We start from the raw sequence: 16101 nt of genomic DNA, 5'->3' as shown, positions 1-16101 counted from the left end.
TGCTCTATCCTACGCCCTTGGAATCTGCTCGGTGGTCACGTGTCCCGGTTGCCCGCTTACCCGATCCAGCCAGGCCTGAACATGCGGATACAGGGACAGATCGAAGCCGCCTTCATGGGCCTCGTGCGTGTAGGCATAGAGGGCGATATCGGCGATCGAGTAGCGTTCACCGACCATGAACGTGCGCGTACTCAGGTGCTGGTCCATCACCGCCAACGCCTCATTACCGGCCTTGTGTTTCTGTTCCAGCAGTTTGCGATTGAACGGCGTCTCTTCAAGCCCCTTGATCGCCAGCCAGAAGCGGGCGGTGGCGATGTTCGGCTCATGGCTGTACTGCTCGAAGAACAGCCACTGCATTACCCGCGCCTGCTGAACCTTATCTCCGGGCCAGTAATCCGTGCCCTGCGAAAGATAAAACAGTGCCGCATTGGACTCTGGCAGGAAGGTGCCGTCATCCAATTGCAATACCGGAATGCGTCCGTTGGGGTTCTTCGCCAGGAACTCCGGAGTACGGGATTCGCCGCGCAGGATGTCCACGGGTACGTACTGGTAGGAAATCCCCAGCAACGCCAGCAGCAAACGGATCTTGTAACCATTGCCGGATATCGGATCATCGTACAGAATCACGGAGCCCTCCTTGTCTTCCCTGTTATTTACGTTCTTCCAGCGATAAGCGGATCGCCAGACCCGCCAGCACGCCGCCCATCACATAGCGTTGCAGCGCCAGCCATAACGGGTTACGGGCAAACCAGCCGGAAATACCAGCGGCGGACAAAGCGATGGCAAGATTGACGGAAAAACTGACCAGAATCTGCGTCAGCCCCAGCGTGATACTTTGCAGGAACACCGAGCCGTTCGCCACGGCTATGAATTGAGGGAAAATGGACAAATAGAAGACCGCTATCTTCGGGTTCAACACATTGGTCAGAAACCCCATGAGGAACAGCCTGCCATCGGAATCCGCCGGCAGATCACGGGGCTCGAACGGCGAACGGGCACCCGGCCTCACCGCCTGCCAGGCCAGCCACAGCAAATACGCGGCACCGGCCCACTTCAACAGTTCATATGCCAACGGCACCGCCAGGAACAGGGCGGTCAGCCCCAGCGCCGCCGCCAGCATATGCACCAGAAAACCGGCGATCACGCCAAGCAGGGAAATCACACCAGCCCGCCGACCCTGACAAATCGAGCGGGAGATCAGATAGATCATGTTGGGGCCCGGTGTCAGCACCATCAGCAACGCGGCCCCGGCGAAAATAATCAGATCCTGCAGTGGCACCATATTTCAGTCCCCCGGTCGCGCCTTAAAACAGCGCTTCCTCCGGCGTCCTTGTCCCGTCCAGCAGAGCAAATTCCCGGTTCACCAGGGACGGGGTCCGTACCAGATACAGCAGGGCCGCCGCCACATTGGCGCGGGACACCACATTGTCGCCGGCCTCCTTCACGCTGGTCGCCACCCTGCCGGTGGCGGGGTCATCGGTGAGGCGTCCCGGCTTGAGAATAACGTAGGGTACGCCCCGGTTCTTCAGGTAATCGTCCGCCGCTTTTTTCGCCGCCATGTAGGGCCGCAGCTTCTCCGGCGCCCGCAGTGGATCGTCGGCGCGCAGAGCGCTCACCATGATGTAGCGGGACAGTCCCTTGCTCTTGGCCAGATCGGCCACCCGCATGGCGCCGTGCAGATCAATCAGCAGTGTCTTGTCCGGTCCGGTACGCGGCCCGGAGCCGGCGGTGAACAACACCTGATCGCAGCCGTCGAAGGCATGATCAAGGTCCCCTTCCAGATCCGCCAGCACGGAATCCATGCCCCGTTCCCGGAACCAGGCTTGCTGTTCCGTACTCCGCACCATGGCCCGGAACGGGACCGCCGCGTCTTGCGCCAATTGGCAGAACTGCCGTCCGATCTGCCCGTTGGCGCCTACCACCAGAATCGTCATCGCGCCCTCTCTCCACGGCCTTTCCGGTCGTGTTCGTCGCATATATGGAGCCCTCAACCGTAACCCATCGGACAGGGCGCGCAAAACGGTCGCCACAGCCCCCCATGCAAGAGGAGGCAACGCCCAATTCACCGGGACCAGCAGTAGCGGGTAGTCAAGAAAGCCCTGGGATAACGATGAGAGCCGTTCTTCCGGATCGCCACTCAAAAGCGATAGTTGGCGGACAGATTAACCAGCCTCGGGTCCCCTTGGAAACACTGCGTTTCACTGGCGCAGCCAACAATGTACTTCTTGTTGGAGAGGTTCTTGCCATTGAGAGCGAGTCGCCAATGGCCGGCGTCGTAATACACGGCCGCGTCGAACAGCGTGAAGTCCGGCACATCGAAGGTATTCATCTGATCACCGGCCTGCTCACCTACATAGCGAACCCCCGCGGCCACGCTCACGCCCGGCACCCAACTGCCCAGATCGTATTTGGCCCACAGGTTGGCCATCTGCTCCGGTGCCAGAACCGGCCGCTTGCCTTCCGTGCCGCTGTTGCTTCGAGTCACCTCCACGTCCATGTAGGTGTAAGTGCCAATCAGTTCGAGCTTCTCGGTGATCTGCCCGCTGACTTCCAGCTCCACGCCACGGTGCCGCTGCTCACCGACCTGGATGCTGTAGGCCGAATCATTGGGATCCGGGGTGGTGACGTTACGCCGTTTCAGGTCATAGACCGCCAGGGTAGCCCCCAGACGCTGATCAGCGGATTCATATTTGATCCCCAGTTCCTGCTGTTCCCCGGTTTCCGGCTCAAAGGCGGAGCCGTCGGCGGCGTCGCCAGTAACCGGCACGAAGGATTCGCTGTAACTGATGTATGGTGCCAGCCCGTTGGCAAACAGGTACAACAACCCGGCGCGACCCGTGGTCGCCTCTGGATCGGTTCGGGTACGGTCACCGTTGAGCCGGGTTTCCAGCAGATCGGAGCGATCACGGCGCAGCCCCAGGGACAAATTCCAGCCGTCGCCGAATTTGATCTGATCCTGGATGTAGACACCGGTCTGGGTCAGTTCGTCCTTGCCGCTGTTGGCATCGTTCCGTGTCGCCGCCCCAGGCACATAACCGTAGTCGGGATCGTACAAGTCCAGCGCCGGCAAGGTGAGCCGATGATCAATACGGTGGCTGGTAAAGTCGAGGTAGTCCACACCCAACAACAGGTCGTGATAGACCGGCCCGGTGCTGAACGACAACAGGAATTGATTATCCATGGTCAGCATGCGGCCATCCACGTCCCGGTAGTTCAGACGACGATTGTAATCGCGCCCGTTGCTGTCCAGGCTGGTCGGACCACTGAAGGCACCATCAAGGAAATAGCGGTTGTAACGAAGGTTCTGCCGAAACGACAGGGTCTCGGAGAATTGGTGCTCAAACAGATAGCCCAACAAGGATTGTCGGGTGGTATAGGTATCTTCTCCTGGTACGCCGACAAAGCGGCCGAAGTCGATCTTGCCATTGGGGTTGGGTAGTACGGTACCTCGGGCCGGCAAGCCACGCACCGGGACGAAATTGCTTTTCTGATAACTGGCCAGCAGCGTTAGCCGGGTATCGTCGGTCAGATCCCAGGTCAGAGACGGCGCGAAGTAGACCCGGTCGCGATCGACAAAATCCACCTTGTCATCGCTGGACGAGTACAGCCCCACCATCCGATAACGCACCGTGCCTTCTTCGTTAAGCGCATTGGAGACATCGGCGGTATATTGCCGTTGCTGGTAGTTACCCACGCTGACGCCCAGTTCCGCCATGGGTTCGTCCGTGGGGCGTTTAGTCACCAGGTTGACCAGGCCGCCGGGAGCGATCTGTCCGTACAGAATCGAGGCCGGCCCCTTCAGCACCTCAATGCGCTCGAAGGCGAACGGATCATTCTGTATCCACATATCGTTGTCCATGCGCATGCCATCACGGAACAGATAAGCACTTTGCACGAACCCCCGCACAGTAAAGTCATCCAGCCCGCGACGGCCACGCTGGCCGGCTTCCACACCGGCCACCGAGCGCAGGCTTTCCGCCAGAGTACGGGCATCCTGGTCACGAATCTGCTCACTGCCGACCACGGTGATCGACTGCGAGGTCTGCAGCAATGGCGTGGCGGTCTTGGTGGCGCTGCCGGCACGGGCGGCGTGGTAGCCGTCGAACGGAGCCGTGGCGTCCGGCTCGCGGTGATCCGCTTGTACCTCAACCGGTGCCAGTGTCACGCCGACCGCCGCGCGCGCTGCTACAGAAGCCTGTTCATCGGCCTGCGACAAGACCCCGATCATCAGTAATGGCGTGATGAGGAAAACGGAGCGGAATGTGATGGGGATGAGGCAGGGCAGGCTGGTCACACTAAGTGATCTGAACATGGAATTCCTTAAACGACAGGTGGAGCCGCAGGGCACCACACTGTCCAATCCGCGCATTAGGGATAGGCGCCCAAACAGCACCATAAAAAGCGACAACAATCTAAATGATAATTATTATCAAATCAAGACGGAGACGCGACGACGTACACTCCTTCGCCATCACGTACGATGGCATCCCATGGTTCAATACTGGCTCTGCTACTTCAGGAAGGAGCGGAAAAACTGACTCAAGGCGGTCAGATCCTCGGTTCGTTCGGCGGGGTCTTCCTGATAACTGGCCAGGCGTGAGAGTTCCTTCTCGATAAACCGGTTCAACGTCGGAATCGCCGGCACGAATTCCTTTTCCTGACTGCGCTTCTTGCGTTCCAACAGCTTGCTGATCTCATCGTTTACCCCCGGTGCATCCGTGAGGGTTTCACGCAGGCGCTCGAACTCGATGGGCGCGGGTTCGCCATGGGTCTCAAGCCAGCGGATCGCCAGCAGCGGCCTGAGCACGTAAAAGTACTTTTTCAACGGCACCAACTGGGCTTTCAGGTAGCCCTTATAGTTGGTCCTGGCCATGCTGTGGTAGTGGTGCACGCCCTTCGCCACCGAGTATATGCCCGGCATCAGCGAGCGGACGCCTTCGGAGAAGGTACGGTCGTCCACATAAACAATGGGGGACTGCATCCATTCGACGAAGGAAGGGTTGGACTTCCAGAACAGCTTCAATGCCTTACGCAGATCCCAGCCGTTGATGTCGATGTCGTCAACGATCTCGTACTCGATGACATCGCGCTTGTCTTCCAGATCCACGCTGAGATACCAGTCGTGGGGGTGCACATAGATAAAGCGCACATCATAGTCACTGTTCGGGGAGGCAAACCCCCAGGCCCGGCTGCCGGATTCCACGGCATAAAGCACACGGACCCCGTGCTCCTGCTCCGCGTCGCGAATACGGCGCATAATGTCTTCTCTTACTGCCTCGTCGATCATAGTCCGGTTTTTCCTCTTCTGCCGGTTGGTCATCGCCGGTTCGTCATCACCACCATCACAAGAATGGGGCATGACCTGCAACCCGCCAGTCCGGGCAAGCGGGCTCGCCAGTATGCTCGTGACCACGGCCATCCTGAGTGTACCCGTATGCCGTTTCGGCTACTTTTTACGTTCCTTGATGGATCGGCGGGATCAGCGGACGGCAATCGCGGCAAGGTGTCCGACCACCATGGCCGCGGCGCGGGGCAGACAGCCCTTGAAGAAATGGTCGGTGCCGGCGAACACCACCACCGGCCGTTGCTGCGGGCGAACCCACTGCAGCAGGTCGGTCAACGGCGCCCGTTCGTCGTTTTCGCCATGCAATAACAGCGCATTATCGGGAATGGGTTGCGGCTGGTAATAGCGGCCGTCCGGAACCTGTCCCACCGGCAGTCCCATCAACACCAGAGCGTCCACCGGCTGCCGGGCCTCCAGTCTGGTGGCGGCACGGGCAAACACATAGGCACCGAAGGAAAAGCCCACCAGCGCCAAGGGGAGCCGTGGATACTCCTCACGCAAGGCGGTGATCATCAACAGGGTGTCCTGTTCTTCCCCTTCGCCGGCACCGTGCTCCCCTTCCGAGTCATCGACACCGCGAAAACTCGGTCTCACCACCAGCCAGCCGGCATCGCGCAAGACCCGCGCCAGGGCATGCGGCACCGGATGCCGGGGGGAACCGCCCAGCAACGGCTGAGGGTGGCCCACCAGCACCACACCGCAGGGCGCGTCATCAGGATGATCAAGCGTCAGGCGAAGACGCCCTACCGGGCCTTGCAGATAACGGGTTTCACGTTGGGAAACAGATGCACTCATCAGAACAGGAGATTCCGGCTGACATATTGAAGATGGAGAAAAGTCTAACACGATCGTCTGTGTGCTCTGCTCTCCCCCTCACGGCTCCTCGTCCAAGTGCCAGCCGATCAAGTCACCCACCTCATCGTGGACATTGGCCAGCACTTCACAATCACAATAGCCGCCGTGTTCGTTCAGCCAGGGCACCACAAGCTCCGACGCCAGGCCCTGTTGATTCAGGAACACCCGTGTCTGGGTCAGGGAATGGTCGCAAGGCGGGGCATCAGTACGATCAAGAAAGGAGAACAGTGCTTTCAATTGTGCCAATGGCATCGGCAAGGAAGCGCATAATGCCACGCGCCGTTTTGCTTTGAATTCAGCCTTGAGCGCTTTCTTGGCCGCTTGATCCATCCGTTTTCCTCCGGCGCGACGCCCTCTGTTCGCGCCTTGCTATGAATTGGGGGAGGAGCCGGCCTTGCTGATGCTTGCCTACACGATAGCGGCCGGATTCCCCTCTCCACTGGAGTGTCCTGCCCGTCAAATAGTTCCGCATGGGCGGCATCGCCAGTGTGATCCGTGACTGCGTTCTCTGCAATTATCACATCTGGTGGTCCGACCAAAATTTTGTTTAAGACATACCCCGGAGAATGCCCCATAAAGCCATAGTGCCTCACCCGAACGCAGGCGGGCCACCCGGTCATCCCGGACGGCCCACACCCAACACCGAGAATCAGGCTTTGGCCGGCAACGGTTCGGTACGCAACCCCACGGACACCAGCAAACCAGCGAAGATCAACACCAAACCACTTATGGCGAATACACCGGTGGCGCCACTGACGTTGAACACCGCGCCGCCGGCGGCGGCCCCCAACGCGATGGCGAACTGAATCGCCACCACCATCAGCCCGCCACCGCTTTCCGCCTCATCAGGCACGGTGCGGGTGATCCAGGTGGACCAGGCCACCGGGACGGCGCCGAAAGCCATGCCCCATAACGCCACTAGGATGGCGTCACTGACCGGCGTACCGGTGAGCATGGCCAGACTCAGACCGGCCACGCCCATCACCAGCGGCATCGCCGCCAGCGTCAGGCGCATGTTACGTTCCACCAGCGCGCCGCCCAGGAAGGTCCCGATGAAATTGGCCACGCCGAAACCGAGCAAAATAGCGGAAATACCGGATACCGCCACCCCGGTGACGTTTTCCAGGAATGGGCGGACATAGGTAAACAAGGCAAAGTGGCCGGTGAATACCAGCAAGGAGGCCAACATGCCGAAGCCCATGCGTGGCCGCATCATCACCTCGAACATGGTACGCAGACGGGTGTGACCATTGGGCGCCATACGCGGCAGAGTGGCGAGCTGCACCACCAGCGCCAGGATCCCCAGCAAGGAGGCCAGCAGGAACACATTCCGCCAGCCGATCTGATCACCCAGGTAGCTGCCCAGCGGCGCCGCGAACACCGTAGCCGCCGACACACCGCTGAACAGTAGCGACAACGCCCGTGGCACCAGAGCTTCCGGCACCAGGCGCATTACCGTGGCCGCGGACATGGCCCAAAAGCCACCGATGCCGATACCCAGAAACACCCGGCCCAGCAGCAGCAAGACCAGATTGGGCGCATAGGCCACCAGCAGATTCGACACCACCAGCAGCGCGGAAAAGCCGATCAACACATGGCGCCGATCAATCCGCCGGGTCACCGAAGCGATAAACAGGCCGGTCACCATCGCCAGCACCGCGGTGATGGACACCGCCTGGCCGGCCAGACCTTCACTGACCGCCAGGTCCGCGGCCATCGGCGTCAGCAGACTGGCGGGCAGGAATTCGGCGGTGACCAGCCCGAAGACTCCCAGGGTCAGGGAAATCACCGCGCCCCAGGCGGCGGTCACCGGGGCGCTCGCGTTCTCCCGCGCAGTATCAGACTTGTTCATGGGTCTCCCTTCTTTGTCAGATGGCATCACGAAGGGCGCCAGAATAGAGTGGACAACCCAGACGATCCATGCCACAAAGTCTCCCATGCTTGATCAATCGTCCGAACCTCAATCTAATCTGTCCCGTTCCTCCAGCGCTGATCTGATCAGCGAATTGCTGGCGGGAATGCGGCTGCAAGGCTTGCGCTACCATCGTCTGAGGCTGACACCGCCTTTCGGCGTGCGCTTTGGCGAGGGTGGCACGCCACGGGCCCATTTCCACTTCGTGGCCCGGGGACGAGCCTATTTGCGTGGCGAAGATGGCGATTTAAGTGAATTGAGCCAGGGCACCGCGGTGTTGATGCCCCGCGACGGCCCCCATGCCCTGCTCTCCGAACCGGCGCTGCCGTGCCGCCACATCACCGGTTTTGACGCCGCCGCCCTCTGCGATGCCGTCGATGACGTGCAGTCCTGCGACCCGGACACCTGCCGCAGCCAGGATACCTTGATTTTCAGTGGCTGCATGGAATTGGATCTGGGCTCCCTGCATCCCCTGGTGTCATTGATGCCGGCGGTGATGCGGGTTGACCCTCAAGCGGACCGGCAATCGGAATTGCTCCCCATCCTGGAAGCCATGGAACAGGAGGTCTGCGGGCAACGGGCGGGCTTCGCCGGCATCCTCACGCGGCTGGCGGAAGTGGTCGCCGCCGCCATCATACGAAGCTGGGTGGAATGCGGCTGCGGAGATGCCAGCGGCTGGGTGGAAGCGTTGCGCGACCCGCGCCTGGGCAGGGTTATCGCCGCGCTGCATCGCGAACCCGGCCAACACTGGACGGTGGAATCCATGGCGGCGGAAATGGGCGTATCCCGCTCGGTGTTCGCCGAACGCTTCCTGGCGGTGACCGGCATCACGCCACTGCGCTACGTCACCGAACTGCGTATGCGCCTGGCCAGCCAGTGGTTGACCCGCGAACGCCTGCCCGTGGAAGATGTGGCGGAGCGGCTCGGTTACGGCTCCCAGGCGGCTTTCAGTCGCGCTTTCAAACGAACCACCGGCCACTCACCAGGCGCTTATCGCGCCGCCACCGCGCATCAATCCGAAGAGCATTGACGAGGCACCGCAATGTCCGGACAGCCGGTTCCCGGTCAATCACCGATCCGGCTGAAGGTTTCGAACGGCACCGCGCAGGCGCATAAAAACGCGTACAGCCGGACCGACTCATCCCCGGCAAAACGTTGCTTCAACGCCGCCAGCACCGGCTTGCGGGTTTGTAACGCCGCCCTCAGCTTCGGCAAATCGGCGGCTTTTATCGTCCACTGCCATTCATATTCGGAACAACCCAGGCTCTCGGAGACACCCGCGCCCAGATCCTGCCCCACGAACACCAGATCACCGTTGCTCTGTAATTCGGCGGCAAGATACCGGAAGCCACGATGATCCCGGTTTTGCCTCAGTATCACTTTGCTTGGACGCCACCAGCGGCCCATAACGTCATCCATCCGATTGCCGGCACCACATCGCCCCTCCACCCGATCATCAGTTCTTTGATCGTGGCTTCCTGGGGGGGCGAAGACACTGCCTGAGATTACGGGATACCAGCTCGGTTACGAAAATGAAACCCACCTCTCGGATCCGGGAAAAGGAAGCTGCTAGATTGCACGGGAACCGCCCATAAAGGCATCCGGCTCATGTTCTCCATGCCCTCCCATCTTCCGGATGGCTCACTCCTCCTCCCCAGGCATCCGTTTTCGGAAGCGTTTTTCCCGGCGTATCAAATAAAAATCCTCCAACCACTCCATGCCCCAGAGCAGAATATAACCCGATACCACCAATACGACGCCGATCAAGAACGCCGCCATGGCCACCCCGCCACCACCCAAGGCTACCTCCATTCGAACATGCCCCATAACCCCACGTCAGGATCATTTCCAAGCCCAACCTCTGATAACAGGCCAACAGAGGATCACTCCAGAGACCTGCTCCGTCCCTTCTTCACGCTTGTCCCGGTTCGGCAACACCGCTGAGACGCGGCGTCCATTGATACAAAAAGGTCAAAAAATAAACAAAATAGGCGTTATATGCCTCTTTTTGTCCATTTATCTACATTCTACACACATCAAATAACCGTTCAACATCACATTTAATATAAAAATCATCACAAAACGTCGTTCTTGAAGGCTCCACTATCTGCTGAACTGCCCGGCAGGAGAGGAGCAGCCATGAAGAACCCCAAACAACTCATCGGCCAGCGCATCAGCTTGTTGCGGCGTGCCCGGCATCTGACCCAGAACGATCTGGCGGAAGGCGTCGGTGTGGACAGCCGCCATATCTCACGGCTGGAAACCGGCAAATACTTTCCGTCGCTGGACACGCTGGTGACGATGTCCAAGGTGCTGGGAGTGGAATTACAGGAGTTCTTTCTGTTTCCGTCGGTGGAAACGGAAAGCGAAATGCGGGAAGCCCTGGTCGCCATCGCCGAGGAAGCCCCGGAGCCGGTGCTCCGGGAAATATTATCCTTCGCCCGCAACCAGTTGGCCCAGCGCCGGGGTGCCGATTAGCAACGCAGAGACGGCATGCCTTGCCGAATTCTCCATACCCTTTGCTCGTTCCTTCCAACCCGGTAGCCGTACTCTTCCCGGATCGATTAGGATCGAACCATGATCAAGGCCTTGCTTGAGGCTGTTCGCCGTTACCTGGCACATCACGCCGACGCCACGGGCCTGGCGCAAACGCCGATTCCGGGGCTGACAACCATTCGTTCGACCACGCCGAGCAGCCTGGAGTACGCCATTTCGCGGCCCCTGGCCTGCCTCGTGCTGCAAGGCAAAAAGCAGGTCACCATGGGCACTCAGACACTCATCTTCGAGGCCGGGGATTCACTACTGATCACCGCGGACGTGCCGATTGTCAGTCAGGTACTCCAAGCCAGTGTCGAAACGCCCTATATGTCCCTGGTCATGGACCTGGATCCAGCGGTGATCACCGAATTAACCATGGAAATGCACGCCGGCCCCGCCGCCGAGGGTGCGGCCGTGCGATTCCAACCCACCGACACGGAAGTGGCCGACGCCGCGCTGCGACTGATGCAGTTATTGGATCGTCCGGAATCAGTACCCGTACTCCACAAACAACGGGTAAGAGAGCTGCACTACTGGCTCTTGGCCGGCCGGCACGGCGCCGCGATTCGGCGGCTCGGCTACCCCGACGGTCATGAGCAGAGGATAGCTCGTGCCGTGACCTTGCTCCGAGCAGAGTTTACCCGTCCCCTGCCGGTGGAACGCCTGGCCGCCGTGGCTGGCATGAGCCACTCCTCCTTCTATCAGCACTTTCGCAACGTCACCTCTCTATCACCTCTGCAGTTCCAGAAGCAACTGCGGCTGATCGAGGCGCGCCGGTTAATGATGGCGGAAGGCGTGTCGGCAAGCAGCGCCGCTTTTGCCGTAGGCTATGAGAGCGTGTCGCAATTTTCCCGGGAGTATCGCCGAATGTTCAGCCAACCGCCGGCCAGGGATGCCGAGGCCATGAAGCATCGTTTACAGAACTGACCGGCTTTCAGAGCAAACCAATAGCCCAAGCAATCGATACCCGAAAAAAAAGGCCGGCCAATGCGGCAGGCCTGAACAAAACAGAGAGACCATCAGATACCCTGCCCCCCTGATACCTCGATCCGCTGAGCATTTATCCAGCGATTATCCTCACTCAGCAGGCTGGCGATCATCGGTCCGATGTCATCAGGCACGCCAACCCGTCCCAGTGGTGTCATCTCCGCGAAGATCTGATTCAGATCCGGTGTATCGCGAACAGCACCACCAAGAAAATCGGTCTCGATGGCCCCCGGTGCCACTGTATTCACCGCAATGCCACGGTGGCCAAATTCCTTGGCCATGTAGAGGCTGAGGACTTCAACGGCTCCCTTCATCGCCGAGTAGGCGGAAAAGCCGGGAGAGATCACCCGGGTCAGACCGGAAGACAGATTGACGATACGGCCACCATCGACGATCAGCGGCAGTAACGCCTGAGTGAGAAAGAACACCCCCTTGAAATGCACGTTCATCAGCGTATCGAACTGCGCCTCGGTGGTCTCCGCCATTGACACCATCTCGCCATGGCCCGCGTTATTGATCAGGTGATCGAAAGTCTCACGCTGCCAGGTCGCCATTAGCGCCTTGCGCAACTTTTCGGCGAAAATCGGAAAGCCGGCAACCTCACCGGTATTAAGTTGCAAGGCCACTGCCCTGCGGCCCATCGCCTCGATTTCCGCCACCACCGCCTCGGCGTTTTCTCGCCCGTGAAGATAGGTGAGTACAACATCGCCGCCTTTACCGGCGATGCTCAAGGCCGTGTTGCGGCCAAGCCCACGGCTGGCACCGGTAATTAAAGAGATTCTGGTCATGCTTCATGCCCTCAACGTTGGGATAACGTGCTGACAGTATGGCAAGCCGCCCGAAGTCCGGTCGCTGCCGGATCGTCGATTAGCTTTGCCCGAATCTCCAACCCGTTCTCTTCGGCCCTGGCGGCATTGGCAGGCCAACCCCGCTCTGACGGCAGACTCAGCGCCTGTTATACAGAGAGTGCACCGCGCCCGGTTTGTTTTTTATTCCCCGGACCATCGCTTTATGCACGAACGGCGAGGTCATTGCCCGCATCAAGGCACTGTAGTTGACGCCGAAGCGAACCTCGCCGCCCACCTGCAGCCGGTGCGTGCCGCTATTGAGAATCAGGTGATCACTGCTGGCGCCAAGGATGGACAAGCCCTCAGGGGGCTGTAGCCCATCCGGATCCAGGTCCTGTTCTCCGATGGCCAGAATCACCCGGGCCATATCGCCACGATCCATGGACGTAACGCCTTCACCAAAGGCGGTTTCCCCCAAGGTGCCCCAAGGGAGGGAGGGTTTGATTTTGGACTCGATGACCTCCGCCACCAGGGCAATGGCGTCGGTATAAAGGCCGTCGACCGGCTGGCGATGTAGCGATTCCCGGCCCAGCAAAATCGCTTCTCCCAGGCGCAAGTGGTTGACCCGCCCCTTGCGGCCTGCCCCCAAGGCCCAATCCAGGTTGGCCGAATTACCACCGGATACCAGTTCCAGCTTCACTTCCAGTGTTTCCTCCAGCTCATCGGCCAGAGCCGACAGATCCGCCATATTGGCCGCATCCGGCGCCACGCCACTGTGGCAGGCCAGATTGGTGCCAATACCGGTAAGAACCAGATTGGGAAGGCGCAACACCTCCCGGGCGGCATTGACCAGATCACCGGGGAGAATACCTTCGCGCAGGTCACCCAGTTCCACCATCAACACCACACCGTGAGTTCGCTCCGCAAGCTGGGCCGCGGCGGAAAGCCGGCGTACCACCGCAAGCTCGGTGTTGAAGCTGATGTCCGCGTGCCGGACCACCCTTTCCACCTGACTGAGCATGGGTGAGCGAATCAACATGATCGGTGCCGCGATACGTTGTTGGCGCATTGCTTCGATATTTTCGATGCGGGCGTCCCCCAGCCCGTTAACGCCAGCGCGCAACATCGCCTTGGCGACCTCCACCGATCCCATGCACGATTTGGTGACACCGGTCACCGTGATGCCGTTTTCACCCAACTCCTCTACCAGGAGACGGGCATTTTGCGTGATCTTGTCCAGATCCACTTCCAGGCGCGGAGCGTTCATTGCGTTTCTCCTTGAGATCGGACGGCGAGTTCCGGAAAAGCCGCGAACACCATATCCACCAGGTACTGGGCAGGCCTGGTCAGCGCATCGGTGACGGGAATACCGAGATCGCGGGTGTAGGCGTCGATCGCCGAAGCCACCTCGCCCTCACCCATGTGTTCGTGGTTGAGCGTCAAACCAATCACCCGCGTAGGCGAAAAGGTCTCGATCAAGCGGATTTCATCCGCCGGATCCGGCATGGCCATGGTGGCGAAGTCGCATCGAAATTCACGTGCCGGAGCGTGCTGCAAGACCACACCATGAGGGCAGGCCCCGCGCAGAACGAAGGAAGTCGTGGAAAAAGCCGGGTGGCTCAGCGCACCCTGCCCTTCGATGATGATCACATCCGGTTGCTCGGCGTGAAAGGCCTCGACGATGGTGGCTTCCAACTCACCGGCACAGAACTGCGAAGGCACGGAGTCCAGAGCCACACCGTAGCGGGCCCCCTGGATGATCCCCGTCTGCCCGGTGCCGACCATAACCGCCTTGAGCCCCATGGCGTTGAGCGCCGCGGTGAGAACAGTGGCGGTGGTGCGTTTGCCAATGGCACAGTCGGTGCCCAACACCGCGATACGAGGGCAGGTAACCTCACTGATACGGCCGCTGAAAAGGCGCAAAAATTTCTTCGGCCGGGGACAGCGGACATCGACGATATCCACTTTATGGGCAATCCGGGCGGCGGCGAATTCCGGATCATCGTTGAGGAACTCATGCAGCCCGTTAATGATGCTCATGCCCTCGGCCATGGCCGCCAGCACCACTTCCCGTTGCTCGGTGGACAGCAGCCCGCTGGCCGGCGCCATGCCGAAGATAAGAAAATCCGGCACCGTATCCACCTGGCTCAGAGCGTCGCTCAGATCACGGCAAACCGGAATGCCATTCGCGCTACCATCCAGAATGGTGCCGGTATCCTCACCGGTCTGGCGGCTGTCGATCACCGACAGAACAGTGTATTTCTCGGAGTGGCGGATCAGTCCGTTAGCGGTTTTGCCATCGATATCACCGAACTGTCCTTCGCAGTAGACAATCGCGGTAGCGATATTCGAGCGCGCGCGGGTAACAAAAGTGTGAGCGTTATGAAGAGGAGGTTCAGGAGGAACAAGCGGCGGGCGGGATCGGGAGGACGGGACGGCGGCGGGCGGAGCCTGTGCGGAGTACGGACGGGCTCGCAACGAAATGGGGGAAACGATGGTCATGGTGAGCTCCTCAAGCGGCGCGACGCTTAGAGGGGCAATAGCGATTAGGCCGGCCAGGGTGGCCGAAAAAACAACGAGAGATCCCCACTAAGCGGTGGGGTGGTCGGCAGCCATGGTATCACGAATCGGCCCGGACAGGGTGAATATAAACGGTTCATCGCCAGATAATGGCAATGAGCGGGGCTCGTTATTGACGACCATTTTCATGGTGGGAACTCCTGTTCGGAGAGCGCGACAAGGGCAGGTGCCGCCTTCTTTCCGTGCAATCCGTCGCTGTCAAAGCGCTTAGTTCCGGCCTGCTGGGCAAGTCTTCCGGCAATCGGATCGACCATACCAGCCCGAGATCCCGCAGGCGATTCAACACCCACCAACCCGGGTCCGGTTGATTCTCATACAATCCCAGCAACGCCGACCCCGGATAAGCGTGATGATTGTTATGCCAGCTTTCTCCCATGGTCAGATAAGCCGCGGCGGGAATATTGAAGCCCTGTACCGCCGCGCCTTCAACATGCCAGTCGCGCTGTCCACGATTATGGGCGAAATAACCCACCAGCCAATGTCCCGTTACCGAGACGGCAATTCGCGCGGAAATCCCCCAAACCACCCAGGGCAATCCCCCTACCCAGAACAGCAGCACAGCCCAAGGCAGCTGCTGCCACATCCAGGTTCGCTCCATGAAAGCGTAGACACGATCATTGGCGACTCGCGGCTCCGGATCAAACTCCGGCGGCTCGCATAGCGCCAGATCACAATGGAGCTGCCACCAGCCATCCTTCCAAAGGCCTTCTCCGTGCCGCAGGTAGGGATGGCAATCCGGCTGTCTTTGCGCCCAGTCGCGCAGATCGTGTTGATGCATCATCCCCAGTGGGCCGGCCATACCGACCAGCACGCCGAAGTGGACAAAGAGGTATTCCAGCCAAAGCGGACATTCATAGGCATTGTGGATCAGCCGGCGGTGCATTCCCAAGGAATGCCCAAGGCACAAGGTGATCCCCGTGGTGCCTATAAAAACAAGGAAAGAAGACAGCGAAAACGTTAGATATCCGGCGACAATTGCTATCGACACATGCGCCAGATACCACAGCGACTTGGCAGGCGCCCAATGCACCCGGCCCGAGACGGGACTCGTGCCCGGAGACGCCAGGATTCTCGGCGTATGAGCGTTAGTATCCATA

17 protein-coding genes are annotated in these 16101 nt (G+C 59.9%); 3 read left to right on the top strand and 14 right to left on the bottom strand.

The annotated features are described in order from the left end of the window. Positions 1-9 precede the first annotated feature (9 nt). The 8 genes from B5T_RS06410 to B5T_RS06375 form a co-directional block, all read right to left on the bottom strand. Positions 10-627, bottom strand: coding sequence for a glutathione S-transferase family protein (locus B5T_RS06410; RefSeq protein ID WP_014993668.1), 618 nt, complete (start codon positions 625-627; stop codon positions 10-12). 22 nt (positions 628-649) lie between these two features. Beyond that, on the bottom strand, positions 650-1282 hold the full coding sequence (locus B5T_RS06405) for a LysE family translocator (RefSeq protein ID WP_014993667.1): 633 nt from the start codon (positions 1280-1282) through the stop codon (positions 650-652). 22 nt (positions 1283-1304) lie between these two features. Continuing rightward, entirely contained in the window at positions 1305-1934 is a 630-nt protein-coding gene (locus B5T_RS06400; protein WP_014993666.1) for an SDR family oxidoreductase, read from the bottom strand. Positions 1935-2137: 203 nt separating this feature from the next. Then, the gene (locus tag B5T_RS06395) at positions 2138-4312 is read right to left on the bottom strand and encodes a TonB-dependent siderophore receptor (RefSeq protein WP_014993665.1); all 2175 of its coding nucleotides are present in this window, start codon (positions 4310-4312) and stop codon (positions 2138-2140) included. A 198-nt stretch (positions 4313-4510) separates the two neighbouring features. Next, on the bottom strand, positions 4511-5287 hold the full coding sequence (locus B5T_RS06390; RefSeq protein WP_014993664.1) for a nucleotidyltransferase domain-containing protein: 777 nt from the start codon (positions 5285-5287) through the stop codon (positions 4511-4513). 192 nt (positions 5288-5479) lie between these two features. Next, positions 5480-6139, bottom strand: a complete 660-nt coding sequence (locus tag B5T_RS06385) for an alpha/beta hydrolase (RefSeq protein ID WP_014993663.1) — start codon at positions 6137-6139, stop codon at positions 5480-5482. A 78-nt stretch (positions 6140-6217) separates the two neighbouring features. Continuing rightward, positions 6218-6529 carry a DUF2695 domain-containing protein gene (locus B5T_RS06380; RefSeq protein WP_014993662.1) on the bottom strand — a complete coding sequence of 104 codons (312 nt, stop codon included), beginning with the start codon at positions 6527-6529 and terminating at the stop codon, positions 6218-6220. Positions 6530-6848: 319 nt separating this feature from the next. Next, positions 6849-8051: an MFS transporter gene (locus B5T_RS06375; protein ID WP_014993661.1), complete on the bottom strand. Its 1203-nt coding sequence runs from the start codon at positions 8049-8051 to the stop codon at positions 6849-6851. Positions 8052-8136: 85 nt separating this feature from the next. On the opposite strand from B5T_RS06375, the gene B5T_RS06370 reads away from it, so the two are divergent. Beyond that, the gene (locus B5T_RS06370) at positions 8137-9141 is read left to right on the top strand and encodes an AraC family transcriptional regulator (protein WP_014993660.1); all 1005 of its coding nucleotides are present in this window, start codon (positions 8137-8139) and stop codon (positions 9139-9141) included. A 35-nt stretch (positions 9142-9176) separates the two neighbouring features. Here the strand turns inward: B5T_RS06370 and B5T_RS06365 are convergent, their stop codons facing one another. Further along, on the bottom strand, positions 9177-9530 hold the full coding sequence (locus B5T_RS06365; RefSeq protein ID WP_148279213.1) for a hypothetical protein: 354 nt from the start codon (positions 9528-9530) through the stop codon (positions 9177-9179). A 222-nt stretch (positions 9531-9752) separates the two neighbouring features. Then, the gene (locus B5T_RS23360) at positions 9753-9923 is read right to left on the bottom strand and encodes a hypothetical protein (protein WP_167321204.1); all 171 of its coding nucleotides are present in this window, start codon (positions 9921-9923) and stop codon (positions 9753-9755) included. Between the two features lie 327 nt (positions 9924-10250). Between B5T_RS23360 and B5T_RS06360 the strand changes: the two genes are divergently transcribed. Further along, the gene (locus B5T_RS06360) at positions 10251-10589 is read left to right on the top strand and encodes a helix-turn-helix domain-containing protein (protein WP_014993657.1); all 339 of its coding nucleotides are present in this window, start codon (positions 10251-10253) and stop codon (positions 10587-10589) included. A 99-nt stretch (positions 10590-10688) separates the two neighbouring features. Then, positions 10689-11576, top strand: coding sequence for an AraC family transcriptional regulator (locus B5T_RS06355; RefSeq protein WP_014993656.1), 888 nt, complete (start codon positions 10689-10691; stop codon positions 11574-11576). A gap of 92 nt (positions 11577-11668) precedes the next feature. Here the strand turns inward: B5T_RS06355 and B5T_RS06350 are convergent, their stop codons facing one another. The 4 genes from B5T_RS06350 to B5T_RS06335 all read right to left on the bottom strand — a co-directional run bounded on the left by B5T_RS06350 (position 11669) and on the right by B5T_RS06335 (position 16100). Next, a complete protein-coding gene (locus B5T_RS06350) occupies positions 11669-12424 on the bottom strand; it encodes an SDR family oxidoreductase (protein ID WP_014993655.1) in 756 nt (251 codons plus the stop codon). 157 nt (positions 12425-12581) lie between these two features. Then, positions 12582-13691, bottom strand: a complete 1110-nt coding sequence (locus B5T_RS06345; protein ID WP_014993654.1) for an alanine/ornithine racemase family PLP-dependent enzyme — start codon at positions 13689-13691, stop codon at positions 12582-12584. Further along, positions 13688-14926, bottom strand: a complete 1239-nt coding sequence (locus B5T_RS06340; protein WP_014993653.1) for a DUF1611 domain-containing protein — start codon at positions 14924-14926, stop codon at positions 13688-13690. Before B5T_RS06340 ends, B5T_RS06345 begins: the two co-directional genes overlap by 4 nt. Positions 14927-15113: 187 nt before the next feature. Next, positions 15114-16100 carry an acyl-CoA desaturase gene (locus tag B5T_RS06335; protein WP_193353779.1) on the bottom strand — a complete coding sequence of 329 codons (987 nt, stop codon included), beginning with the start codon at positions 16098-16100 and terminating at the stop codon, positions 15114-15116. Position 16101 lies beyond the last annotated feature (1 nt).

It is taken from the genome of Alloalcanivorax dieselolei B5, from assembly GCF_000300005.1.
Classification (GTDB): Bacteria; Pseudomonadota; Gammaproteobacteria; order Pseudomonadales; family Alcanivoracaceae; genus Alloalcanivorax; species Alloalcanivorax dieselolei.
This window is presented reverse-complemented; position numbering and strand designations above follow the sequence as displayed.